The sequence below is a fragment of the Vibrio sp. V31_P5A7T61 genome (assembly GCF_009904895.1).
In the GTDB taxonomy this organism is placed as follows: Bacteria; Pseudomonadota; Gammaproteobacteria; order Enterobacterales; family Vibrionaceae; genus Vibrio; species Vibrio metschnikovii.
Genome location: NZ_WXWI01000022.1, coordinates 134,690 through 159,551, shown reverse-complemented (window position 1 = coordinate 159,551; position 24,862 = coordinate 134,690). Strand labels below are relative to the sequence as shown.

At 44.3% G+C, this 24,862-nt stretch carries 23 protein-coding genes and 6 tRNA genes; 24 read left to right on the top strand and 5 right to left on the bottom strand.

Annotation, left to right across the window (positions count from 1 at the left end):
- Positions 1–8 precede the first annotated feature (8 nt).
- From CAG58_RS04645 to luxS, 14 genes are all read left to right on the top strand, one after another.
- Positions 9–101, top strand: a tRNA-Ser gene (locus CAG58_RS04645).
- 65 nt (positions 102–166) lie between these two features.
- Positions 167–243 (top strand) — tRNA-Arg (locus tag CAG58_RS04640).
- Positions 244–277: 34 nt separating this feature from the next.
- Positions 278–354: transfer RNA gene (locus CAG58_RS04635), tRNA-Arg, on the top strand.
- A 65-nt stretch (positions 355–419) separates the two neighbouring features.
- Positions 420–496, top strand: a tRNA-Arg gene (locus tag CAG58_RS04630).
- Between the two features lie 33 nt (positions 497–529).
- A tRNA-Arg gene (locus CAG58_RS04625) sits at positions 530–606 on the top strand.
- A gap of 64 nt (positions 607–670) precedes the next feature.
- Positions 671–747: transfer RNA gene (locus CAG58_RS04620), tRNA-Arg, on the top strand.
- 464 nt (positions 748–1,211) lie between these two features.
- Positions 1,212–1,469: an oxaloacetate decarboxylase subunit gamma gene (locus CAG58_RS04615; protein ID WP_040904689.1), complete on the top strand. Its 258-nt coding sequence runs from the start codon at positions 1,212–1,214 to the stop codon at positions 1,467–1,469.
- Between the two features lie 22 nt (positions 1,470–1,491).
- Positions 1,492–3,270 carry a sodium-extruding oxaloacetate decarboxylase subunit alpha gene (gene oadA, locus CAG58_RS04610; protein ID WP_161425091.1) on the top strand — a complete coding sequence of 593 codons (1,779 nt, stop codon included), beginning with the start codon at positions 1,492–1,494 and terminating at the stop codon, positions 3,268–3,270.
- A 10-nt stretch (positions 3,271–3,280) separates the two neighbouring features.
- Positions 3,281–4,411 (top strand): sodium ion-translocating decarboxylase subunit beta, encoded by a 1,131-nt coding sequence (locus CAG58_RS04605; RefSeq protein WP_004395985.1) that lies wholly within the window; start codon positions 3,281–3,283, stop codon positions 4,409–4,411.
- A gap of 165 nt (positions 4,412–4,576) precedes the next feature.
- Positions 4,577–5,527: an NADP-dependent oxidoreductase gene (locus tag CAG58_RS04600; RefSeq protein WP_154169143.1), complete on the top strand. Its 951-nt coding sequence runs from the start codon at positions 4,577–4,579 to the stop codon at positions 5,525–5,527.
- Positions 5,521–5,982 (top strand): YqaA family protein, encoded by a 462-nt coding sequence (locus CAG58_RS04595; RefSeq protein WP_154169141.1) that lies wholly within the window; start codon positions 5,521–5,523, stop codon positions 5,980–5,982. Before CAG58_RS04600 ends, CAG58_RS04595 begins: the two co-directional genes overlap by 7 nt.
- A gap of 9 nt (positions 5,983–5,991) precedes the next feature.
- A complete protein-coding gene (locus CAG58_RS04590; RefSeq protein WP_161425090.1) occupies positions 5,992–8,844 on the top strand; it encodes a M16 family metallopeptidase in 2,853 nt (950 codons plus the stop codon).
- Positions 8,845–9,114: 270 nt separating this feature from the next.
- Entirely contained in the window at positions 9,115–10,683 is a 1,569-nt protein-coding gene (gene gshA / locus CAG58_RS04585) for a glutamate--cysteine ligase (protein WP_161425089.1), read from the top strand.
- A 116-nt stretch (positions 10,684–10,799) separates the two neighbouring features.
- Complete coding sequence (luxS, locus tag CAG58_RS04580) at positions 10,800–11,318, top strand: S-ribosylhomocysteine lyase (protein ID WP_154169135.1); 519 nt, start codon at positions 10,800–10,802, stop codon at positions 11,316–11,318.
- Between the two features lie 92 nt (positions 11,319–11,410).
- On the opposite strand, the gene CAG58_RS04575 is transcribed toward luxS, so the two are convergent.
- Together CAG58_RS04575 and CAG58_RS04570 are read right to left on the bottom strand one after the other, a co-directional pair.
- The gene (locus tag CAG58_RS04575) at positions 11,411–12,685 is read right to left on the bottom strand and encodes an HlyC/CorC family transporter (RefSeq protein WP_154169133.1); all 1,275 of its coding nucleotides are present in this window, start codon (positions 12,683–12,685) and stop codon (positions 11,411–11,413) included.
- 306 nt (positions 12,686–12,991) lie between these two features.
- Complete coding sequence (locus CAG58_RS04570; protein WP_154169131.1) at positions 12,992–13,786, bottom strand: cytochrome C assembly family protein; 795 nt, start codon at positions 13,784–13,786, stop codon at positions 12,992–12,994.
- A gap of 212 nt (positions 13,787–13,998) precedes the next feature.
- Here CAG58_RS04570 and ffh point away from each other — a divergent pair, with 212 nt between their 5' ends.
- From ffh to rplS, 5 genes are all read left to right on the top strand, one after another.
- Positions 13,999–15,369 carry a signal recognition particle protein gene (ffh, locus tag CAG58_RS04565; protein ID WP_161425088.1) on the top strand — a complete coding sequence of 457 codons (1,371 nt, stop codon included), beginning with the start codon at positions 13,999–14,001 and terminating at the stop codon, positions 15,367–15,369.
- 237 nt (positions 15,370–15,606) lie between these two features.
- On the top strand, positions 15,607–15,855 hold the full coding sequence (gene rpsP, locus CAG58_RS04560) for a 30S ribosomal protein S16 (protein ID WP_004395977.1): 249 nt from the start codon (positions 15,607–15,609) through the stop codon (positions 15,853–15,855).
- A gap of 20 nt (positions 15,856–15,875) precedes the next feature.
- On the top strand, positions 15,876–16,430 hold the full coding sequence (rimM, locus tag CAG58_RS04555) for a ribosome maturation factor RimM (RefSeq protein WP_040904685.1): 555 nt from the start codon (positions 15,876–15,878) through the stop codon (positions 16,428–16,430).
- Between the two features lie 26 nt (positions 16,431–16,456).
- A complete protein-coding gene (trmD, locus tag CAG58_RS04550) occupies positions 16,457–17,197 on the top strand; it encodes a tRNA (guanosine(37)-N1)-methyltransferase TrmD (protein WP_154169129.1) in 741 nt (246 codons plus the stop codon).
- A gap of 42 nt (positions 17,198–17,239) precedes the next feature.
- Entirely contained in the window at positions 17,240–17,593 is a 354-nt protein-coding gene (gene rplS / locus CAG58_RS04545; RefSeq protein WP_004395974.1) for a 50S ribosomal protein L19, read from the top strand.
- A gap of 93 nt (positions 17,594–17,686) precedes the next feature.
- Here the strand turns inward: rplS and degS are convergent, their stop codons facing one another.
- From degS to zapG, 3 genes are all read right to left on the bottom strand, one after another.
- Positions 17,687–18,748 (bottom strand): outer membrane-stress sensor serine endopeptidase DegS, encoded by a 1,062-nt coding sequence (degS, locus tag CAG58_RS04540; protein ID WP_161425087.1) that lies wholly within the window; start codon positions 18,746–18,748, stop codon positions 17,687–17,689.
- Between the two features lie 286 nt (positions 18,749–19,034).
- Positions 19,035–20,402, bottom strand: a complete 1,368-nt coding sequence (locus CAG58_RS04535) for a DegQ family serine endoprotease (RefSeq protein WP_161429844.1) — start codon at positions 20,400–20,402, stop codon at positions 19,035–19,037.
- Positions 20,403–20,585: 183 nt separating this feature from the next.
- Positions 20,586–21,026, bottom strand: a complete 441-nt coding sequence (gene zapG, locus CAG58_RS04530) for a Z-ring associated protein ZapG (protein WP_004395971.1) — start codon at positions 21,024–21,026, stop codon at positions 20,586–20,588.
- Between the two features lie 151 nt (positions 21,027–21,177).
- Between zapG and zapE the strand changes: the two genes are divergently transcribed.
- The 5 genes from zapE (at position 21,178) to sspB (ending at position 24,796) form a co-directional block, all read left to right on the top strand.
- Positions 21,178–22,281 carry a cell division protein ZapE gene (gene zapE, locus CAG58_RS04525; protein ID WP_161425105.1) on the top strand — a complete coding sequence of 368 codons (1,104 nt, stop codon included), beginning with the start codon at positions 21,178–21,180 and terminating at the stop codon, positions 22,279–22,281.
- Positions 22,282–22,613: 332 nt separating this feature from the next.
- Positions 22,614–23,042: a 50S ribosomal protein L13 gene (gene rplM, locus CAG58_RS04520; protein WP_004395969.1), complete on the top strand. Its 429-nt coding sequence runs from the start codon at positions 22,614–22,616 to the stop codon at positions 23,040–23,042.
- Positions 23,043–23,057: 15 nt separating this feature from the next.
- Positions 23,058–23,450, top strand: a complete 393-nt coding sequence (gene rpsI, locus CAG58_RS04515; protein WP_004395968.1) for a 30S ribosomal protein S9 — start codon at positions 23,058–23,060, stop codon at positions 23,448–23,450.
- Between the two features lie 244 nt (positions 23,451–23,694).
- Positions 23,695–24,330, top strand: coding sequence for a stringent starvation protein SspA (sspA, locus tag CAG58_RS04510; RefSeq protein ID WP_004395965.1), 636 nt, complete (start codon positions 23,695–23,697; stop codon positions 24,328–24,330).
- 10 nt (positions 24,331–24,340) lie between these two features.
- Positions 24,341–24,796, top strand: a complete 456-nt coding sequence (gene sspB / locus CAG58_RS04505; RefSeq protein ID WP_004395964.1) for a ClpXP protease specificity-enhancing factor — start codon at positions 24,341–24,343, stop codon at positions 24,794–24,796.
- Positions 24,797–24,862: the final 66 nt, after the last annotated feature.

Below are 24,862 nucleotides of genomic sequence, written 5' to 3'. Positions count from 1 at the left end.
GAACATGTGGTGAGGTGGCCGAGAGGCTGAAGGCGCTCCCCTGCTAAGGGAGTATACGGTTTGTAGCCGTATCGAGGGTTCGAATCCCTCCCTCATCGCCATTTGTTGACCTCGGGTCAACATTTTTGTTTTAAAAGAAGTAGTTAGTGGTGAAAATCACTTTTGCGCGCTCATAGCTCAGCTGGATAGAGTACCTGGCTACGAACCAGGCGGTCGGAGGTTCGAATCCTCCTGAGCGCGCCATATTATTAAACTGGTGATAATAATCATTAGTCTTGCGTCCTTAGCTCAGCTGGATAGAGTACCTGGCTACGAACCAGGCGGTCGGAGGTTCGAATCCTCCAGGACGCGCCATATTACGGTGAGTAATCACCGATTTTCATTGGCTAGCCATGCGAATGAATAAAGTAAAAATCTGCGCGCTCATAGCTCAGCTGGATAGAGTACCTGGCTACGAACCAGGCGGTCGGAGGTTCGAATCCTCCTGAGCGCGCCATATTATTAAACTGGTGATAATAATCATTAGTCTGCGTCCTTAGCTCAGCTGGATAGAGTACCTGGCTACGAACCAGGCGGTCGGAGGTTCGAATCCTCCAGGACGCGCCATATTACGGTGAGTAATCACTGGTTTTCATGGGCTAACCATGCGAATGAATAAGTAAAAATCTGCGCGCTCATAGCTCAGCTGGATAGAGTACCTGGCTACGAACCAGGCGGTCGGAGGTTCGAATCCTCCTGAGCGCGCCATATTATGAAAACCTCGCTTAAGCGGGGTTTTTTATTGCCTCTCTTTTTAACTTCTTATTAACAATTTTTATTGTTTTAATTTACAACTCTTTGTTTTCAATAAGTGCTTTATGCAATTGATGTCAATATCGCCTATTGAGCGATGAAAACTCGCCAAGTTCGTAATTTTGATCATAATCCCTGCCGTTTTTAGCGAATATTACACTCGTTTATGTGATTCATGTGACGCTTCTATGACTTGAACGTCTCGATTAGGTCAAAGATGTTTAAAGCAAATTGACAATTTTCCACCAGTCGAGATAATCCTTATTCACCTCACTTGTATCTAAGCTTTGAGTAAGTCATCTCAATCGCTGATAGGCATTTTTATCACCAATGATAATGCTCTAAGTGAGGCCAAGACGCTGTAGCCGTCAATATAATTTCTCAAGCAGATTGTCAGGATGACAGAGAAAGGAAGCAAGATGATTGATATTGGAAGCCTGCTTATCGATGCCGCAACCTTAATGGGTACAGGAATGGCGGTGGTCTTTATTTTTTTAACTATTTTAGTCTATCTGGTTCGACTGATGTCGACATGTCTTCGCGATGAAGCATTGCCAGCAACGACGCCAGTTCCTGTTAATAAAAGTGCCTCTTCAGTCACAACTCCAAGCCCTCAGGTGGTTGCGGCGATTTCTGCTGCGGTGCACCAATACCGACACTCAGCAATCCAACAGTAAGAATTAAAAGGAGTTAATCAGCATGTCTAAACCACTTGCTATTACCGATGTGGTCCTACGTGACGCGCATCAGTCATTATTTGCGACTCGTATGCGCTTGGAAGATATGCTGCCGATTGCGGCAGAGTTAGATAAGATCGGTTACTGGTCACTGGAAACATGGGGAGGTGCGACATTTGATGCGTGTATTCGTTTTCTTGGTGAGGACCCTTGGCATCGTTTACGAGCATTAAAAAAAGCGATGCCTAATACGCCGATGCAGATGTTACTACGCGGTCAAAATCTGTTGGGGTATCGTCATTATGCCGATGATGTCGTAGCGAAATTTGTTGAGCGTGCCCATGCCAATGGTATGGACGTATTTCGTATTTTTGATGCGATGAACGATGTACGTAATTTTCAACAAGCAGTCAAAGCAACGATTGACGTCGGGGCTCATGCTCAGGGGACACTTTCTTATACTACTAGCCCAGTTCACAATACTCAGACATGGGTCGATCTTGCGAAACGTTTAGAAGATCTCGGCTGTCACTCTTTATGTATTAAAGATATGTCTGGGCTACTGAAACCTTATGAAGCGGAAGAACTGATTTCGCGGATTAAGGCGTCTTGCGCAGTGCCTCTAGCCTTGCATTGCCATGCAACCACTGGGCTGTCGACGGCAACCGCGATTAAAGCGGTTGAAGCTGGGGTAGATATTCTGGATACCGCGATTTCGTCGATGAGTCAAACCTATGGTCATACACCTACGGAAACGGTTGTTGCGATGCTGCAAGGGACAGAGCGTGATACACAGCTTAATCTCGAGCAATTAGCGCCAATTGCTGCCTATTTCCGTGAAGTACGTAAAAAGTACGCTCAATTTGAGGGGCAATTAAAAGGGGTTGATTCACGGATCCTGATTGCTCAGGTTCCCGGTGGTATGTTGACCAATATGGAGAGTCAGTTAAAAGAGCAAGGGGCGGCTGATCGTCTTGATGAAGTTCTGCAAGAGATCCCAAGAGTACGCCATGATCTCGGTTATATCCCTTTGGTCACTCCTACCTCACAAATTGTCGGCACTCAAGCGGTGATTAACGTTTTAACTGGAGAGCGTTATAAAAGTATTACCAAAGAAACGGCTGGAGTGTTGAAAGGGGAATATGGCGCGACACCTGCCGAGGTCAATCATCAACTGCAGCAACAAGTACTCGCTGGTGAGCAACCGATCACTTGTCGCCCTGCGGATCTTTTACAAGCCGAGATGGTTAACTTAACGAGCGAGTTATTAGAGAAGGCGAAGGTTGAGGGGATATCTCTCGCTGAGGATACCGTCGATGATGTACTGACTTATGCCCTTTTCCCTCAGGTGGGTTTGAAGTTTTTAAAACATCGTGGCGATGCGTCAGCGTTTGAACCCGCACCAAGCGTTGAGTCTCAGCCTTCTGTATCGACAGACAATCGACCTAGTGAGGTCATGCAAAAAGGTGTCGAGACTTACAGCGTTAAAGTTGATGGTCAGATTTATCAAGTCGAAGTTGGCCCTCAGGGACAACTGACCTCCGTGGCGACTCAAGCTTTTCCTCAAGCGGCTGCTTTGGCATCAACGGCTGAGGCAGTGCCAGCTCCGCTCGCGGGTAATATTTTTAAAGTTCAAGTTCAGCCGGGAAGTGAAGTGGTTGAAGGCGATGTATTAGTCATTTTAGAAGCAATGAAAATGGAGACAGAAGTGCGTGCTGCACGTAACGGGGTTGTTCAAGTGCTGCATGTCAAAGAAGGCGATAGCGTCTCTGTTGGTACGCCAATCTTAAGTCTGGCATAAGGGTTATCACATGGATGGATTATTGACTCTATGGAATGAAACCGGGATTGCTAATTTTGAACTCAGCCAATTAATCATGATTTTGGTTGGCGTGGGATTGCTATTTTTAGCCATTCGTAAGGGGTTTGAACCGTTATTATTGCTCCCGATTGGTTTTGGGGCGATTTTAGCCAACATTCCTAACGCTGGTTTTACCGATCCTGGCGGATTACTCTATTACGTTTATAACATTGGTATTGCATCGGGGATTTTCCCTTTATTGATTTTCCTTGGTGTCGGAGCCATGACCGACTTTGGTGCCTTAATTGCAAACCCGAAAACGTTATGGCTGGGTGCTGCGGCGCAGTTTGGGATTTTTGCTACCTTATTTGGGGCCATTCTACTCAATTATGTGCCGGGGATCAGTTTTACCATGGCAGATGCCGCTTCTATCTCGATCATTGGTGGGGCTGACGGTCCAACCGCGATTTTTTTGACCAGTAAACTCTCTCCGGATTTATTAGGGGCCGTTGCCGTTGCTGCTTATAGCTATATGGCGCTGGTGCCGATCATTCAACCGCCGATCATGAGAGCGTTGACCACGGAAAAAGAGCGTCAAATTAAGATGGCACAACTGAGACACGTCAGTAAACGTGAAAAAATAGTTTTTCCGTTATTAGTGTTGTTGATGGCAATCTTATTTCTTCCTGCTGCCACGCCTTTAGTTGGCATGTTCTGCTTAGGTAACTTAATGCGTGAAGCGGGAGTGGTGGAGCGATTATCAAAAACAGCGCAAAATGAGCTGATTAATATCGTGACTATCTTCTTAGGTTTGGGGGTTGGGTCTCAACTGCAAGCGGATAAATTTCTTAATGTTTCGACGCTGGGGATTTTATTGCTTGGTGCCGTCGCTTTCAGTATTGGTACTGCTGGCGGTGTATTGATGGCCAAATTGCTCAATAAATTTTCTAAAGAAGATATCAATCCCCTGATCGGTGCTGCTGGTGTTTCTGCAGTCCCCATGGCTGCTCGAGTGGTCAATAAAGTTGGTTTAGAGGCCAACCCGCAAAACTTTTTGTTGATGCATGCGATGGGGCCGAACGTGGCAGGGGTGCTAGGATCAGCCGTTGCTGCTGGAGTATTGCTTGCCTTGGTTGGATGATCTCATACCATTCACCCTAAGCATGAAGCGCTTAAGCCCTAATGTTGAGGTCATTCTCACCAAGCCGTTCGGGGAGATATAGTTCACAATCTGTTATAAAATGATATATATTCAAAGGGATGCTTCGGCATCTCTTTTTACTTGCTAGCAATAGGAACCGAGGACATGGACAATAAGCAGATCGTCATTACCCAATTCGGTGGGCCAGAAGTGCTCGCGATTCAATCATCAAGCATTCCAGAGCCACAAGAAGGGGAGGTATTGGTCAAAGTTGCTTTTGCCAGTGTGAATCCTATTGATATCAAAACTCGCGCCGGTTTAGGTTGGGCTGCAGAGCAAAATAAAGATAAGCTACCTTGGGTACCGGGTTACGATATATCAGGACGAATTGTCAACGTTGGCCCAGGAGTTGACGAGTTGCGGCAAGGGATGAATGTAGCCGGCTTTATTGGTTTTCCACTGCGAGGCGGCGGTTATAGTCAATATGTCTGTGTTGCAGAAAAAGATCTTAGTATCGTACCTGACTCGGTGACTTTAGAAGCTGCCGCTGCATTACCATTAGCTGGACAAACCGCGGCTCAAGCCTTAAGTAAAGCCCAGATTAAAGAGAGCGATCGCGTTTTGATCCTTGCCGGTGCAGGAGGCGTTGGGCATATTGCTTTACAGATAGCGCTAGCTACGAAAGCCGAAGTTTATACCACTTGCAGTGAAGCTAATCTAGATTATCTTGCCACATTAGGTGCCCATGCGATTAACTATCAATTTGCTCCTGTTTCTCAGCGTTTGGAAGAGGTTGATGTCTTGATCGATCTTGTTGGTGGCGATGCTGCTCTCGATGCTCTTAAATGTTTGAAAGATGCCGCCAGAGTGGTCACAGTGCCGACAATTAGCGCTGAACTTATCTGTGAAAAAGCCAAATTACTGGGTTTTGACGCTTGCGGTATGTTGGTTGACCCTAATCCTGAACAGTTAGATACCATGCTATATATGGTTGGGGTTGGATTGTTGAAAATAGAAATTCAGCGTATTTATCCTCTGCAAGAAGTACAACAAGCACATGAGCAAATCGCCACTGGACACACGCGAGGTAAAATCTTGCTTAATATGCAATGCTAGAACTGTTTAATACCAGCTTTGCTTATTTGGCGGAGCTGTTTTCTACTTCTGCACTTTGGGTATTGTTTGTTGTTAGTTTTCTGAGTGCTACCTTACTGCCTGGTGGCTCTGAAGCCGTACTCATCGCAACACTTGCTCTTGGTCAATACTCTCCATGGTTGATCATTTTGATCGCAACGCTTGGTAATTCGCTCGGAGGTATGACGAATTATTGGTTAGGTTTATTGCTTCCAAACCGAACTCAACAGGAAAAACAGGGTCATAATGCGTTAAAGTGGCTAAACAAACATGGTTATTGGGCATTATTATTCAGTTGGCTACCGATTATTGGTGATCCACTTTGTTTAGCTGCAGGGTGGTTAAGAATGCGTGGTAGCGTGGTCTTTTGCATGATTCTGGTTGGGAAAATGCTTCGCTACTGCTTGTTAACTGCGATTTTCTACGGTCTTTTTTAAGGTGATGGTATGAAGAAAATTTGGCTGGGCGCACTCGCGCTGCTGGCTCTCTCTGGCTGTTCTACTCCTACTGCGTTATCTTTTTTTTCATCCTTACCTTCAGGCGTCACTTTACTGGAAGAGGTCGAAGCACAGCCTGATAAAATGATGATTCCCTATAGTAAATATCGTTTAGATAACGGGTTAACCGTGATTTTATCACCGGATCATTCCGATCCTTTGGTGCATGTCGATATGACTTATCACGTGGGGTCTGCTCGCGAGGAGCTTGGTAAGTCAGGGTTCGCTCATTTTTTTGAACACATGATGTTCCAAGGTTCTAAGCATGTCGCTGATCAAGAACATTTTCGGTTGATTACCGAAGCAGGCGGACGTTTAAATGGTACCACCAATCGTGATCGAACCAATTATTTCCAAACCGTTCCGGCCAATCAATTAGAAAAAGTTTTATGGTTAGAAGCCGATCGAATGGGCTTTTTACTTGATGCAGTGTCGCAGCGTAAATTTGAAATACAGCGTGATACGGTGAAAAATGAACGAGCGCAAAACTATGATAATCGTCCTTATGGACTGATTTGGGAAAGAATGGCTGAAGCCTTGTATCCACAAGGCCATCCTTATTCATGGCAGACGATTGGTTATGTCGAAGATTTAGACCGAGTCGATGTGAATGATCTGAAAGCTTTTTTCTTACGCTGGTATGGACCGAATAATGCTGTATTGACCATTGGTGGAGATATTGATGTTAAACAAACTTTAGCTTGGGTTAATCGTTATTTTGGCTCCATTCCTAAAGGTCCAGAAGTTGATAAGGCTGAAAAGCAACCCGTTACATTAGCGGAAGATCGTTATATTACTCTAGAAGATCGCATTCAGCAGCCGATGGTATTAATTGGCTTCCCAACGGCTTATCGAGGTGCTGAACAACAAGCCTCACTAGATGCTCTAGCGCAAGTACTCGGTAGTGGTAGTAATAGTTTGTTGTATCAAAATCTAGTCAGAACCCAGAAAGCGGTCGATGCTGGTGCCTTTCAAGATTGCGCAGAACTGGCGTGTACTTTTTATATCTATGCCATGGCTCCCTCAGGACAACGTGCTCAACTGACACCGCTGTATCAAGAAATCATGCGAACATTGGCGCAGTTTGCGCAGCAAGGTGTTAGTGATGACCGTTTAGCACAAATCACCGGTATGGCTGAAGCGAATGCTATTTTTGCGCTACAAAGTGTCCAAGGTAAGGTAACCCAGTTGGCAAGTAATCAAACTTTCTATGATCAACCCGATCGTATTGAGGCACAGTTAGCACAGTTAAGAGCGGTTACTCCACAATCAGTGACTCAGGTTTTTCAGACTTATCTACAAGGTAAACCCAAAGTCACATTAAGTGTTGTACCACGAGGCCGTACATCACTCGCGGTTCGTCAAGCAACCTTTGTTACTCCTGAGCGTTTATTGCCCGTTTATCAAAAAATAACAGAACAACAGCTTGAGTATCGTCAAGTGGTGGATAATTTTGATCGTTCGGTGATGCCAGCCGTTGCGCAAGCTGTGCAAATTAATATGCCTGAGTTGTATGAAATCCATTTTGATAATGGCGCGGAGTTAATCGGAACGGTGAGCGGTGAGACTCCGACCGTACAAGTGGAGATCCGCTTACCCGCAGGAGAGCGGCATGTTGAAGCGGGCAAAGAAGGTTTAGCGAATTTAACGGCAGCTCTAATCAAGCAAGACTCAGCGATACGCAATGTGGAAGCGATTCAAGCTCAGCTCGATAAGCTGGGTTCGACCATCAGTCTCAATACCGGCGCTTATTCGACCAATGTGGTTATCTCAAGCTTAACCAAACATCTGCCAGAAACGTTGCAGATTGTCCAAGAGATGTTATTAACACCGGGATTTAAGCAAGAAGATTTTGAGCGTCTTCAGCAACAAATGCTACAAAGTGTCGTCTATCAGCATCAACAACCAAGTTGGTTAGCTGGCCAAGCGATGCGCCAAGTATTGTTTGGCGACTCGGTATTTGCTCGCTCGAGTGACGGTACACAAGCCTCGATTGCTGCACTGACATTGGATGAGGTTAAAGCGTTTTATCAGCAGCATTATACGCCACACGGTGCTCAAGTGATTGTCGTCGGTGATATTGAACCTCAACAGGTACGTGAACAACTGGCCTTTTTCACCGATTGGCATGGCCAACCAGCGCCAATACTCCGTCCTCAAGTGATCCCGACGCTCACTGAGCAGCGTCTGTTTTTGGTCGATAAACCCGATTCGCCGCAAAGTGTGGTGCGTTTTGTTCGTCGTGGATTGCCTTTCGATGCAACGGGAGAAATGTATCTCACTCAATTAACGAATTTTAATTTAGCGGGTAACTTTAATAGCCGTATTAATCAAAATCTACGTGAAGATAAAGGCTATACCTACGGTGCAAGTGGTTACTTATCCAGTAATCGTGAAGTCGGGGCGATAGTCTTTAATGCACAAGTGCGAGCTAATGCAACGTTACCGGCCATTCAAGAAATCATCCAAGAACTGACCCATTTTAGTCAGTATGGTTTAACTACGGATGAAATGGCCTTTTTACGTCTTGCCGTTGGTCAGCAAGAGGCGTTGAGTTACGAGACTCCCTCGCAAAAAGCGCAATTGATTGGCCAAATGTTGACTAATAATCTAGACCGAGATTATCTCCAGCAGCGTAATCGCCTGTTGAAAATGGTGAATAAGTCGACACTGAATGAATTGGCAGCTAAATGGTTTGTCCCAGAGGATTATCAAATTATTGTGGTTGGCGATGCTAAAAGTTTAAGGCCACAATTAGAAAAATTATCAATTCCGATTGAAGAACTTGAAATAATCCAGTAGAGCATGCATATATAACGCAACGTAGAAGAAAAATAAGGCTTTCGAGCCGATTCGATGAGCCATTGTGCTTAATGTCGCGTATCAAGCATCGCGTTCTACATCGTTACTTGAGCAACCAAGGCCACAAAAATATTACGTGGCCCTGGTTGCTGTGACAAAGTGATGATCAATGGATTGAGTCTGTTTCTTCTGAACAAACCCTATCGGGATTCAGTGGGCCTGCGGTAGCGATATCTAAAACATCATCTATTTTTATAAGCGAATTTTATTTTGACTAATTTTGCCGAGCGACTAGCACGAGTTGCTAATCAACCAGAAATATTTCAGCAGTTTGGCCGCGGTGTTGAACGTGAAACTTTACGTTATACCGTCGATGGCAACATTGCCCAAACACCGCATCCAGAAGCCTTGGGGTCAGCATTAACTAATGCTTGGATTACCACCGATTTTGCTGAATCATTACTGGAATTTATTACGCCAGTGTCGAACAACGTCGATACCTTAATGGCTCAATTAGCCGACATTCATCATTTTGCGCAAGCTAATATCGGTGATGAAAAGCTCTGGCCGCTTTCTATGCCTTGTTATGTTGGTAGTGAAGCAGACATTCAGCTTGCTCAATACGGTACTTCTAACACCGGACGAATGAAAACTTTATATCGAACGGGATTAAAACAGCGTTATGGCAGCTTAATGCAGATCATCTCTGGTGTGCATTTCAATTTTTCATTTCCAAGCACATTTTGGGATGCTTTATATGGTCAGCAAACGGAACAAGAGCGTCAAGCTAGCCAGTCGCAAGCCTATTTTGGCTTAATCCGTAACTATTACCGCTTTGGTTGGCTGATCCCTTACTTTTTTGGTGCCTCTCCGGCGCTGTGCTCTTCATTTATCCAAGGAAGAGAAACGCAGTTACCCTTCGAATCGATAGGTAAAACGCTCTATTTGCCTTATTCAACCTCGTTGAGATTGAGTGATTTGGGTTATACCAATGATGCGCAAAGTAGCCTCAAGATAGGTTTTAATAGCTTAGAGCAATATTTAACTGGCTTAAATCAAGCGATCAGAACGCCTTCTGAGCTTTTTGCTAATATTGGAGTCAAGGTCGATGGTGAATATCGTCAACTGAATAGCAATATTTTACAAATTGAAAATGAGCTCTATGCGCCGATTCGTCCGAAACGTGTCGCCAAAAATGGTGAAAAGCCGTCAGAAGCACTGGCGCGTGGCGGGGTTGAATACATTGAAGTGCGCTCATTGGATGTCAATCCTTTCAGTCCGATCGGGATTACTGAACAGCAAGTGCGTTTTTTAGATTTGTTCCTCACATGGACTGCTTTATCAGATTCAGAACCGATGGATAATTGTGAGTTACAGTGTTGGCGCGATAACTGGAGTAAAGTGGTCCTTGAAGGACGAAAACCAGGGCTAGAATTACAAATTGGCTGTCATGGTGAAAAATTGACCCTGACGGCGTGGGCGAAACGCGTATTTGCAGACCTAAGTTTGATTGCTGAGCAAATGGACGCCGCGTGTGGCGGTAATGCCTATCAAGAGGTATGTCGAGAGCTTGCTAGCTGGATTGATCATCCTCAGCACACTTTATCGGCTCGTTTACTGGATAAAACTCAGCAACTGGGCGGTTTAGGTAAAGTTGGAAGTTATCTTGGTGAGCGTTACCGTAATGATAACTTACAACATGCTTACCAAGTCTATTCTGAACAGAAAATGAAGCAAGAAGTGATGCGTTCACGTGAAGCTCAGTTACAGATAGAGCAGCAAGATACACAAAGTTTTGATGCGTTTTTGGCCGATTACTTCAGCTATTTACCGTCATAATCACTGGCGTGTGGATACGCAAATGTCATTCTTTTTCCTCGTTGACTGAGGTTGCTGGTTGATTTAGGGCAAGATGTGAATGAGTATTTTAAGGGTTAAACAAGGAGATAAGTTTTATGCCACTATTAGATAGCTTTACGGTTGATCATACTCGCATGCAAGCTCCCGCTGTACGGGTAGCGAAAACCATGCAAACCCCGAAAGGCGATACGATTACTGTATTTGACCTGCGTTTTACTCTGCCTAATCAAGCTATTTTGTCTGAAAAAGGAATTCATACTCTAGAGCACCTTTATGCAGGGTTCATGCGTAATCATCTTAATAGCGAACAGGTGGAAATTATTGATATTTCCCCAATGGGCTGTCGTACTGGATTTTATATGAGTTTGATTGGTGCACCTACCGAGCAGCAAGTGGCTACGGCGTGGTTAGCCGCGATGGAAGATGTCTTGAAAGTGCGGGACCAAAAGGATATTCCAGAACTCAATGAGTACCAGTGCGGTACCGCAGCGATGCACTCTTTATCGGAAGCACAAGCGATTGCTCAGCAAGTGTTAAGTAGCGGTATTGGGGTGAACAAAAATGATCAACTTGCTTTACCTGAATCGATGCTAAAAAACCTACAAGTGAATTAACCACTTAAACGGTTTAGGCAATAAAATAGGCGGTAATCAATACCGCCCATTTTTTATCGGTCTATTATCGAGATGATTAACGTTAACAGAGATTAAGCCTTTTTGATTTTTCGCGGGTAGACTCGTACCAGTTTAATGCGGTTTTCTTCTAACTGGACAATTTCCATCGGATGATTAGCAACTTTAACACTTAAGTGAGTTTCTGGGATCTCTTCCAAATGCTCTAAAATCAGTCCGTTCAGGGTTCTTGGTCCATCGGTTGGTAATTTCCATTTTAAGCTTTTATTAATATCGCGAATATTAGCACTGCCTTCGATTAAGAAGCTGCCATCACCTTGTGGCGTGATCTCTTCAGCCAAGCTTGGCGCCATTGAGGTGGTAAATTCACCGACAATCTCTTCTAGAATATCTTCCAAGGTAATCAGACCAATAATATCGCCGTACTCATCAACGATAAGACCAATTCTTTGTTTATTACGTTGGAATTTTAGTAGCTGGACATTAAGCGGTGTCCCTTCCGGAATAAAATACACTTCATCAGCGGCCCGAAAGAGCGTCTCTTTATTGAATTCGTTTTTTTCTAACATTAACCGTGCCGCTTCGCGTAAGCGCAGCATACCGACGGCTTCATCAATATTGTCTCGATACAGCACCACTCGACCGTGAGGGGAGTGGGTCAGTTGGCGAATGATCGACTTCCAATCATCATTGATATTGATACCCGTAATTTCATTACGTGGAATCATGATGTCATTCACCGTCACATGTTCTAAATCAAGAATAGATAACAGCATGTCTTGGTGACGGCGAGGAATAAGCCGTCCAGCATCGTTAACAATAGTGCGTAGTTCTTCAGAGCTGAGAGGGTCATCGCGTGTGTGTTTGGCATTAAGACCCAATAAGCGGATAAAACCGTTGGTAATGAAATTGATAAAAACCACTAATGGAGAAAGCACTTTCATTAGAAACGTCAGCACAACACTGCTGGTATAAGATACCCGTTCAGGATAAATCGCAGCTAACGTTTTCGGAGTCACTTCCGCGAAGACGAGAATCACCAGAGTTAATACGCCGGTTGCTATCGCGACACCAATATCACCATACAATCGCATGCCAATGATCGTGGCAATCGCGGAGGCGAGGATATTGACTAAGTTATTGCCAATCAAGATCAGGCCGATTAAACGGTCTGGACGACTGAGTAACCGTTCAACGCGTTTAGCGCCCTTATGACCAGTACTCGCTAGATGCTTAAGACGATAGCGGTTAAGCGCCATCATGCCCGTTTCTGAGCCGGAGAAGTAGGCAGATATAACGATAAGACACGCGAGTAGCGCAAATAAGATACCCGTTGATATGTCGTCCAAAACGCTTTGTTTCCTTATAGAGGTTCAATAATAAAAAGAAGATAGTCTCCGCTTCCTACTGGCAGTTATATCGGTGCTAGCCGTGTTGGTTTGACCCCATTCACATTGTTATTTCTGTTTGTGAGGGCAGCTTACTCACTGGCTGTCTACCTGTTACTCCAAGTGGTTTGAGGATGAACTTTTATCTCGCAATACAATACTCTGAGTTTATATGGGGATTAAGTCCACCGTTTTCACCTATCGTTAGATCTAAATAGGCGTTATTTACCATAATGATAGGTTGAGGAAGTCATGAATAAACAGACCTTAGCGCAGAATAATCTCTCTGACAAATCGACTGCCAAAGTAAGCCAAGGTAAGTAATGTCGCCCCAGCAACGGCAAACCAAGTCACTTTACGTCCTCGCCATCCTTTTTGATAATGACCCCATAATAAAATCGAGTAAACGATCCAAGCGATGAACGATAAAATGCCTTTATGTGCTTTACCTTGAGCAAACATATCTTGCACAAAAAGAGCACCGGTTAATAATGTCCCGGTCAGCAGAACGTTGCCGATTAAAATAATTTTAAACAGTTGGCGCTCGACCATCATCAATGGCGGTAAATTAGGGTTGATGGATAAGCCTTTCTTTTTTTTCAATTTGTAATCAAGCCAAGCGAGCTGTAAAGCGTATAATGCGCCAATGGATAAGGTTGAATAAGAAAAAAGGGCTAAGGCGATATGGACCATGAGCTCTGGCTCACGCTCCAAATGAGTGATAAAGGTACTCGGCAGAAAAGTCGCCAAGAATAAATTGATCGCTGAGAAGCTGTATACCACCGGCAGTAAAAACCACAAGCGTACCTTGAACATCGCTAAGCTCATCACCAAAGCAATGATAAAGCTGATCAGTGACGCGACATTAAGAATACTGAGGTTTTGTCCACTGCTGTGAAAAATTAAGCCACTGAGTAACCAGGCATGAAAAAAAAGCCCCAATGTGGCGCTAATAAAAACAGTCTTTGCCTTAATACCCGTTTGGTTAAGCAGTCCAGGGATAATCGTGGCAATCGATAAAAAATAAAGCGTAGCGGCAACAATAGCGATTAGGTTATCCATGCTGGTCACAAATTTGGTGGCTGAGTTGGCGAATTATACCTTGCCAAACCTTAATGAGCTACGTTGGATCGCAATCGTTTTTGAGAGTTGAGATATCGACAGATAACCCAATCTAATAAAGAAACTCTACAGCTAGCTTGCAATGGGTATGCCTAAGCAGTTGGCTAAGGTATACTCAGGCGCATTGGTCGCCTAATCGCGAAGAGAAAAACATGTTTGAAAATTTAACCGATCGTTTATCTAAAACCCTAAAGAATATTAGTGGTAAAGGTCGTCTCACTGAAGACAATATAAAAGATACCCTGCGCGAAGTACGTATGGCGCTACTCGAGGCTGATGTTGCTTTGCCGGTGGTGCGTGACTTCGTTAGTCGAGTAAAAGAGAGAGCCGTGGGGGTTGAGGTTTCCAAGTCTTTAACGCCTGGGCAAGAGTTTATTAAAATTGTTCGTCATGAGCTTGAGACCGTTATGGGAGCCGCGAATGAAGCGTTGAATCTCGCGGCTCAGCCTCCAGCGATCATTTTAATGGCGGGTTTACAAGGTGCAGGTAAAACGACCAGTGTCGGTAAACTCTCTAAGTTACTTAAAGAGCGTGATAAGAAAAAGGTATTAGTGGTTTCTGCGGACGTTTACCGTCCTGCGGCGATCAAACAGTTAGAAACGTTAGCCAATGACTTAGGCGTCGATTTTTTCCCTTCATCAGCGGATCAAAAGCCGATTGATATTGCTAACGCGGCAGTCGATCACGCTAAGAAGAAATTTTACGATGTTTTGATTGTCGATACGGCGGGGCGATTAGCGGTTGATGAAGTGATGATGGCTGAGATCAAAGCCCTTCATTCCGCCATTAATCCGGTAGAAACGTTGTTCGTCGTTGACGCAATGACAGGACAAGATGCCGCGAATACCGCCAAAGCGTTTGGTGATACTCTACCACTCACCGGGGTGATTTTAACCAAGGTTGATGGTGATGCACGTGGCGGTGCGGCTTTGTCGGTACGTCATGTGACCGGAAAACCGATTAAGTTTTTAGGGGTCGGAGAAAAAACCGATGCTCTTGAAGCTTTCCATCCGGATCGCGTTGCCTCGCGTATTCTTGGGATGGGCGATGTCTTATCATTAATTGAAGATTTGCAGCGTAATGTTGATCAAGACAAAGCTGAGAAGTTGGCCAAAAAATTCAAAGAGAAAAAAGGCTTTGATTTAGAAGATTTCCGCGAACAATTAGGTCAAATGAAAAATATGGGTGGCATGATGGGAATGCTGGATAAGCTTCCTGGAATGTCACAGCTTCCTGCGGGGGTAAAAGATAAAGTCGATGACCGCATGTTCAAACAAATGGAAGCCATCATCAATTCGATGACCATGAAAGAAAGACAAAATCCCGATTTAATCAAAGGCTCGCGTAAAAAGCGCATTGCGGCAGGCTCAGGAACACAAGTACAAGATATTAACCGGTTGCTAAAACAGTTTACCCAAATGCAAAAAATGATGAAAAAAATGCAAAAAGGTGGCATGAAAGGCATGATGCGTAATATGCAAGGCATGATGGGCGGCGGTGGTTTTAACCCGTTTGGTCGCTAAAAAAGCGAGGCTTGAGTTTTCTGTAAGCCGGTTTGTTTTTTTGTCTCTTTTTAAAGCTGTTACCTAAATCACAAAGTTAAAATGCAATTTATGCTGGTGAAAAAGTAGCTAAACCCCTTGCAAAGCCTCGGAATAAGAGTAAAATTCCGAGGCTTTATTTTGGCACGAGACCCCAAACTGTTTTAAGTAAATAGTTTCTGGGGTTAATTTTATTTTTGAGAAAGCAAAGAGGACGACATGGTAACCATTCGTTTGGCACGTCACGGCGCTAAAAAGCGTCCATTTTATCAAATCGTTGTAGCTGATAGCCGCAACTCAGCAACTGGCCGTTTCATTGAGAAAGTTGGCTTCTTCAACCCAACAGCAGCGGGCAAAGAAGAAGGCCTACGTGTTGATCTAGATCGCGTGAACCATTGGGTATCACAAGGCGCATCTCTATCTGATCGCGTAGCTAAACTAGTTAAAGACGCTCAAAAAGCGGCTTAATGACCAGTAGCAACTAGTTTATGTCGATGAAAGGCAAACAGACAATGAGCGAGCAAGGCGAGAAAATTGTTGTAGGCAAGTTTGGTGCTTCTTATGGCATTCGTGGCTGGCTTAAAGTTTTGTCCTACACAGACAATGCTGAAAGCATTTTCGATTATAGCCCTTGGTTGGTAAACCAAAATGGTGAATGGGTTGAGTACAAAGTAGAAAGTTGGAAGCGCCATAACAAAGGTTTGGTGGCAAAACTTGAAGGTCTTGATGTGCGTGAAGATGCTCATCTATTGACTAACTTTGAAATTTCAATTGACCCAGCTTCATTACCCGAGCTGTCAGAAGATGAATTCTACTGGCGTGAATTGTTTGGAATGCGAGTGGTGACAACGCAAGGTTATGACCTTGGTGAAGTTGTCGATATGTTAGAAACTGGCTCCAACGATGTTCTCGTAGTGAAAGCGAATCTTAAAGATGCTTTTGGGCAAAAGGAACGATTAATTCCGTTTCTTGAAGAGCAAGTGATCAAACAGATTGATCGCACCGCTCAACGGATCGAAGTTGACTGGGATCCTGCGTTTTAACTCTAAATCGATAAGGCGAAGAACACATGTGGGTTGGCATTATTAGCCTATTTCCTGAAATGTTCCGTAGCGTAACGGATTTTGGAGTCACAGGCCAAGCGGTAAAAAAAGGGTTATTATCCGTACAGAGCTGGAATCCACGCGATTTCGCTCACGACAAACGTCATACGGTTGATGATAAGCCTTACGGTGGTGGTCCTGGTATGTTAATGATGGTGCAACCTTTGCGTGACGCCATACATACAGCCAAAGCAGCCGCACCGGGCAAGACGAAAGTGATTTATCTCTCTCCTCAAGGTCGTAAACTCGATCAGCAAGGGGTAGAAGAGCTGGCGAAGAATGACAATTTATTGCTCATTTGTGGCCGCTACGAAGGGATAGATGAGCGCGTTATACAATCAGAGGTTGATGAAGAATGGTCAATCGGTGATTTTGTAATGACTGGGGGTGAAATTCCAGCCATGACGTTGATTGATACCGTCTCCCGTTTTATTCCGGGTGTATTAGGTGATTTCGCGTCAGCAGAAGAAGATTCTTTTGCTAATGGCTTATTAGATTGCCCACACTACACGCGCCCTGAAGTATTGGATGGAAAAACCGTACCTGCGGTATTGATGTCTGGTAATCATCAGGAAATTCGTCGCTGGCGATTGAAACAGTCGTTAGGCCGCACTTGGCTAAGAAGACCAGAGCTCCTGGAAAACCTAGCTCTGACTGACGAACAGGAACAATTACTGGCTGAGTACATTAAAGAGACTCAACAGTAACCTATTAAATTTAGTATCAGTTTATTCTAGGAATTTAAAAACATGAGTAATATCATCAAGGCTCTAGAACAAGAGCAAATGAAACAAGACCTACCTAAATTCGCACCAGGTGACACTGTTGTGGTTCAAGTTAAGGTAAAAGAAGGTGATCGTGAGCGTCTACAGGCTTATGAAGGCATTGTAATCGCTATCCGTAACCGTGGTCTACACTCAGCTTTCACTGTACGTAAGATTTCTAACGGTGAAGGTGTTGAGCGTACGTTCCAAACTCACTCTCCAATCATCGCTAGCATTGAAGTGAAGCGCCGTGGTGCAGTACGTCGTGCCAAATTGTACTACCTACGCGATCTATCTGGTAAAGCAGCTCGTATTAAAGAGAAGCTTACTAAGAAATAATGCTAGAACTCGCGTTCTCATTGAAAAAACGGAGCCTAACGGCTCCGTTTTTTTATCTGTTTTTGCTGTAGGAGAATCAATCAAACAGTGAGCTTATTCTCGGCTATCTTCGGCAATCGTCACTGGCACAATCATCTCTTGTCCTTTACGTAGCAGGGTAAACTCAATCACACTGCCAGGGCGCAGATCGGTAACCATATCCATGACGCTCTGCCGACCGTTAATTTTTTGCCCGTCGATTTTTAAAATAATGTCACGAACCATAAATCCGGCTTGGGCGGCAGGACCATTGGGATCAACCCCGAGAACCACAATACCACCGATATGATCACTACCCAGTAGACGGGAAGTCACGGCATTAATATCTTGTCCATCAACGCCGATATAGCCCCGAATTACTCGCCCATCGGCGATGATTTTTTCCATGATTTTATTAGCCAGAACAAACGGAATCGCAAAAGAAATTCCATAGGTCTCTAATTCAGTCGCCTGTTGAAAAGAGGCGGTATTAATGCCGACTAACTCGCCTTGCGTGTTGACTAAAGCCCCTCCCGAATTACCTTCATTAATTGCCGCATCGGTCTGAATAAAGGCTTGTCGACCATCAGCACTGATCGATGATCGACCGGTTGCAGAGATAATGCCGAAGGTAGTGGTTTGGCCTAAGTTATAGGGATTGCCAATGGCGAGTACCACATCTCCCACTTTGGCATGATAGTTAGGATTTTGAGGAATGACGGGTAAGTTATTACCTTCAATTTGTAAAATAGCGATATCGGTGCGTCGATCTTGGCCCACCAATTGTGCCGCCGCCACTCGACCATCTTGCAAGGCGACAATAATTTGATCGGCCTGAGCGATCACATGGTAATTGGTGATGATATAACCTTTTTCACTGACAATAACGCCGGAGCCGAGGCCTTGTGTTGATAATTTGCTGCGATCGTTTTCTGAATATTTTCGACTGTAGATATTGACTACGGCTGGAGCTGCTCGGCGTACCGCATCATTAAATGAAATTTGTAACGAGGCAATATGAGCGGGTTGAGCGCTCGGTTTAACGACCAGATGAGCTCGTAATGAAGGCGTGACTACAATCACCGCGAGTGCGATAACCAACCCAAGCCCAATAGAGCGAATCAGATAAATCAGCATGTTTTCCCCAAATATATTCATGCCACTGAACTTAACATGGATACGATGTCGCTAACTAAGAAACCTGACAATGCGGCATTAATGATGCACTATCTTGATTAACTTCATCAGACCTAATGAGATAGTCTCAGGAGGCTGACAGTATTTGCCGCTGATTGGTACCTTCCAGTAATGTGGGTTGAGGTGTAATGAGAGGCGTGTTTCAAGGATACCATCACCAGCCGAAATAACAAAAGGCAGCGTAGTGATCGCTGCCTTTGAAAGATAGATACTCGTTGTTGAGTGATTAACGTATAACAAGATAGAGTGTTCTATCACCGCGCTGTATATTCAGCGCCAGTATCGCTGGTGATTGCTCTAATACTGCTCTGAACTCGGCGATATTTCTGACTCGCTTACGGTTAACCCCAATGATGATGTCATCTTGTTGTAGTTGATAAGCTTCAGCGGTCGAGCCTTTTTCTACCTGAGTGATTTTAACCCCTTGAATGCTATCACTTTCGGTTGTGTTGGACAGCTCTGCACCGGTCAATCCTTGATGCAGATTATCCGCTTTGGTTTTATTAACCACTTGCTCTTCTAAGGTCACGGTGAAGGTTTTGTCTTTACCATCACGAACCACACCTAGCTTCACTTTTTTACCCGGTCCCAGTGTGGCGACATTGGCTCGCAATTCGGAGAAAGTATCGATTTTCCGGCCATTGATTGAGACGATGATATCACCAGCTTTTATTCCGGCTTTATCCGCTGCGCTGTCTGCGACGACTTGACTCACAAACGCACCTTTGCTTGAGGTATAGCCTAAAGCTTCCGCCAGTTCAGATGAAATCTCTCCCCCTTGTACACCAAGCATGCCGCGTTTGACTTCTCCAAACTCAATGATTTGATCGGTGAGGTTTTTCATCATATTAGATGGGATCGCAAAGCCAATCCCTACATTACCCCCATTAGGGCCTAAAATAGCGGTATTAATACCGATCAGTTCGCCATTGAGATTCACTAATGCACCACCAGAATTACCACTGTTGATCGCTGCATCGGTTTGAATAAAGTTTTCAAAATTTTCTAAATTTAAGCCGCTACGGCCCAGCGCCGAGATAATGCCAGAAGTCACCGTTTGTCCAAGACCGAAGGGATTACCAATCGCGACCGCAAAGTCACCGACGCGTAATTGATCGGAATCGGCGATTGGCATCTCAGTAAGATTCGTAGTGGTGTTGATTTTCAGTAAAGCCACATCAGACATCTGATCACCGCCAACCAATTCTGCACTAAATTCTCTGCCGTCATAGAGCTTGACGCGAATTTTTTCTGCATCATTAATTACGTGATAGTTGGTAACAATATAACCTTTACTGGCATTAATAATGACCCCAGAACCGAGCCCTCGAAAAGGGCGTTCTTGAAACTGTTCCGTTGGGAAATTAGGACCAAAAAAGAAACGAAATTGATCAGGGATACGCTGACGAGCAACTTGAGTCCCCTCTACCGCGATACTGACTACGGCGGGTGTCACCGTTTCTAGCATCGGAGCCAGGCTAGGCAGTGTTTGGCCTTGTACTGCAATGGGTAATGCCGCATTAACCTGCAATGGTGTGATGAGGGAACTTAAGCTTAAAGAGAGAGCCGTTAAAACAAGCAAAGGTTTTTTCATCGTAACAATCCTCGTAAATAAATGCTTCATGAAAGTAATATTTGTCTTGAACAAAAAAACTTCAATAGGCTGAGTGAAAGTTATGACTTAAAAACCTTTACAAAGTTCATCATTGTGTTGCGAATTGAGTCTTCAGTACCCATTGCATGCTCCCTGATCAATCTATTGGAGGGAGCAAAAGGTTTAATTCACTTTACTGTGAATAACATCTGAAGAACGTAGGATGGTTTTCGGTTCATTTTTTAATAACCCGGTCGCCCCTTGTGCATAATCTTTAGGCGGCTGCTCAACGAGTTCTTGTTTTGGCTCGTTGTCTTTATGTTGAGCCATTTTTTTCATAAACGGATTATCTTGTTCTGGAAGATTAGGCTGTAGCTCCGTGGCTGTTTTCGCCATATGTTGATAGAGCTTGGTATAATCTTTGCCGAGTGTATCAAGCATTTCTGCGGTTTGAGCAAAATGATCAGCCAGCTCTTGGCGCTGTTGGTCCATGGCAAATTTTGCGTTATCCAGCTCTTTTTGCAGAGACTTTTGGTTTTTGTAGTTGTCAGCGGTCAAGCGTGCAATAACGACTCCGACAACCATCCCCACTATTAGGCCTACAACGGCATAAATCCAAGGCATAACGACTCCTTATTGTTGTTATTTAACATGTTTTTTACGGGTTGGTTACACATGCTGTGGTGACATGTTACTATGAGAGTGATATTCGATAAAGCAAAATGCATGTGCGCCTGATGGCAGTTTTTATTCCTTAGAGATACAGTAAGTAATCATGACACCGAAACAGCGATACGAACAAGATTTAAAACGCTCAGGATTTCAACACGATGCCGCGCAAGCTCTCGCCGTCGAGGCGTTGGATGCGCTCCATCATCAGTTATGTGAATTTATTAATCAACCGGTGGTTCGACCTTCGCGTTGGAAAAAATGGCTGGGTATTACATCACCGACGATGACCGTGCCTCAGGGACTGTATTTTTGGGGAGGCGTCGGGCGAGGGAAAACCTATCTTATGGATACCTTTTTTGATGCTTTACCGACCGAGAAGAAAATGCGCGTCCATTTCCATCGTTTTATGTATCGTGTGCATGATGAATTAAAGCAATTGGGCGAAATCAGCGATCCTCTTGAATCGGTCGCTGAAAAATTTAGCCAAGAAGCCGTCGTGATCTGCTTTGATGAATTTTTTGTCTCAGACATTACCGATGCGATGATCTTAGCCACTTTATTGCAAGGACTATTCGCTCGCGGTGTGGTTTTGGTTGCAACCTCGAATATTCCGCCAGCAGAGCTCTATCGTAATGGTTTGCAGCGGGCTCGTTTCTTACCCGCTATTGCACTGATTGAGCAGCATTGCCACATTTTGAATGTTGATAGTGGTGTAGATTATCGCTTGCGAACGCTACAGCAAGCCGAAATTTATCATTCGCCATTAGATGAACAAGCGCAGCATAATTTAGACAAGTATTACGCTCAGTTGGTGAGTAGTGATAAAGAGTTCCAGACGCAAATTGCCATCAATCATCGCCAATTAACAGTGGTCAAAGCCAGTGATGGCGTATTGTATGCGACGTTTGCTCAATTGTGCCAAACGGCTCGTAGTCAAAATGACTATATTGAACTGTCTCGTGTTTATCATACCGTCTTACTGGCTGAGGTAATTCAGATGGGGCCACTCACTGAGGATGTTGCTCGTCGATTTATCGCTTTAGTGGATGAGTTTTATGAGCGTCATGTCAAACTGATTATTTCGGCGCAGGTGAAGTTAGAAGAGCTCTATGCTGGAGAGCGGTTAAGTTTTGAGTTTAAACGCTGTCAGTCAAGATTGATTGAAATGCAAAGCCATGAGTATTTGGCGAAAGCACATTTACCTTAAAAAGAGCCCAAAACGCTGCGCGATTATGTTGATTGAAATTGATGGTGACTATTCTCGATGCCGATGAACCTTCATTAATTCACTTTATGTAATGCTATTTGTTGTTTATTGACTGATTTTCGAAGCGAGATAGTGATTGGCAGAGTTTTTTGTGATTTTAAGCAAAAAAAGGTGATTTTTTCCGCTCTCTTCTCTATAATCCTGCAACCCACCGTTACTGCGGCCTTTTAGGCCAGAGTGCCATCCACTCGAAGGGGTGATGTCTGGGCTCTTAGACAGTGGGAGCAAATGCTCCTTTAAGTGTAAATTTTAATTAACGGGTTATTGTTAGCATGAAAACTTTCGTTGCTAAACCAGAAACTGTAAAACGCGACTGGTACGTTGTAGACGCTGAAGGTAAAACTCTTGGCCGTCTTGCAAGTGAAATTGCATCTCGCCTACGTGGCAAACATAAAGCTGAATATACTCCACACGTTGACACTGGTGATTACATCATCGTTGTAAACGCGGAGAAAGTTACTGTAACTGGTAACAAGGCTAAAGGTAAAATCTACCACCGTCACACTGAGTTCCCTGGCGGCCTGAAGTCAATCAGCTTTGAAAAGCTGATCGATCGTAAGCCAGAAATGGTTCTTGAACTAGCGGTTAAAGGTATGCTTCCACGTGGTCCTCTAGGCCGTGCTATGTACCGTAAGCTGAAAGTTTACGCTGGCGCTGAGCACAACCATGCTGCTCAACAACCAAAAGTACTAGACATCTAATTGGGGATTTCGGAAATGGCAGAGAATCAATACTACGGCACTGGCCGTCGCAAAAGCTCAGCTGCACGTGTTTTTATTAAACCAGGCAGCGGCAACATCGTAATCAACAAGCGCAGTCTTGATGAATACTTCGGTCGTCCAACTTCGCGCATGGTGGTTAAACAGCCACTTGAGCTTGTTGAAATGACAGAGAAATTTGACCTATACATCACTGTTAAAGGTGGTGGTATTTCTGGTCAAGCTGGTGCTATCCGTCACGGTATCACTCGCGCTCTTATGGAGTACGATGAATCACTACGTCCTGCACTACGTGCTGCTGGCTACGTTACTCGCGACGCTCGTTGCGTTGAACGTAAGAAAGTTGGTCTACGTAAAGCACGTCGTAAACCTCAATTCTCTAAGCGTTAATCTTTTTCAAAGATTATCCTTCAGCTTCGGCTGGATTGTGGTTCGAAAAGCTCAGCATTTGCTGGGCTTTTTTGTATTGGTAATAACGGATTACATGGCGAGTGTTATTACGCTTAAGAAAGAACATTAGCGTGATGAGCACGAAATATGCTATTATGCCATGCTAATTTTTGATTATTCGAATCATCAATGGAGGCTAAGCCTCCATTGTTTTTATACTTGTAAGTGTGTGCTGGAGGGCTCCATGGCTGTAGCTGCCAATAAACGTTCTGTGATGACTCTATTTTCGAGTGCGTCTGATATGTATAGCCATCAGGTACGTATTGTGCTGGCTGAAAAAGGTGTCAGTGTTGAAGTTGAACTGGTTGATGAAGATAATCTGCCTGCTGAACTTATCGAACTGAATCCCTATAAGTCGGTCCCAACGCTGATTGATCGTGAGCTTGCGCTGTACGATTCAAAAATCATTATGGAATACCTAGATGAGCGTTTTCCTCATCCACCTTTGATGCCAGTTTATCCGGTCGCTCGTGGTAATAGTCGTTTAATGATCTATCGTATCGAAAGAAACTGGTATTCATTAGCGGATAAAGTGATTCGTGGTAATGCTAGCGAAGCGGAAGCGGCTCGTAATAAACTGCGTAACGACTTATTAACGCTTGCGCCGGTATTTGCCGAATACGAATACTTCATGAGCGAAGAGTTCAGCTTAATTGACTGCTATCTCGCGCCATTACTATGGCGTTTACCAGTCTTAGGTATTGAATTAATTGGTCCTGGTTCTAAAGAATTAAAAGTCTACATGAATCGTGTATTTGAGCGTGATTCATTCTTAGCCTCTTTGACAGAAGCTGAGCGTGAGATGCGCCTGTCGCGTTAATCGGTGTGTTATGGATATTGAAAAAATGACACCTCGTCGACCTTTCATGCTACGTGCGTTTTATGATTGGTTGTTAGACAATGAATTAACACCACACCTTGTGGTTGATGCGACTCTGCAAGGGGTACGAGTACCGATGGAGTTCGTCCAAGATGGACAGATCATCCTCAATATCGCTCCTCGCGCGGTGGGTAATTTAGAGTTAGGTGATGATGAGGTCACGTTCAGTGCTCGCTTTGGTGGACGCCCTCACTTAGTGATTGTTCCTCTTTATGCGGTGCAAGCCATTTATGCCCGTGAGAACGGGGCAGGCACCATGTTTGAACCAGAGCCGGCTTATCAGCAAACGCTGACTCAGGTGACTGAGAGTGCTATTGCTGCTCAAGACAGTGGTGCTGATGAGCAACCTACCGATACTGAACCATCAAAACCTCAAGGTAGACCAAGCCTTCGAGTGGTCAAATAACCTTCGATGATAAAATACGATAATAAAAAAAGCAGCGATGACGCTGCTTTTTTTATTATCGCGATT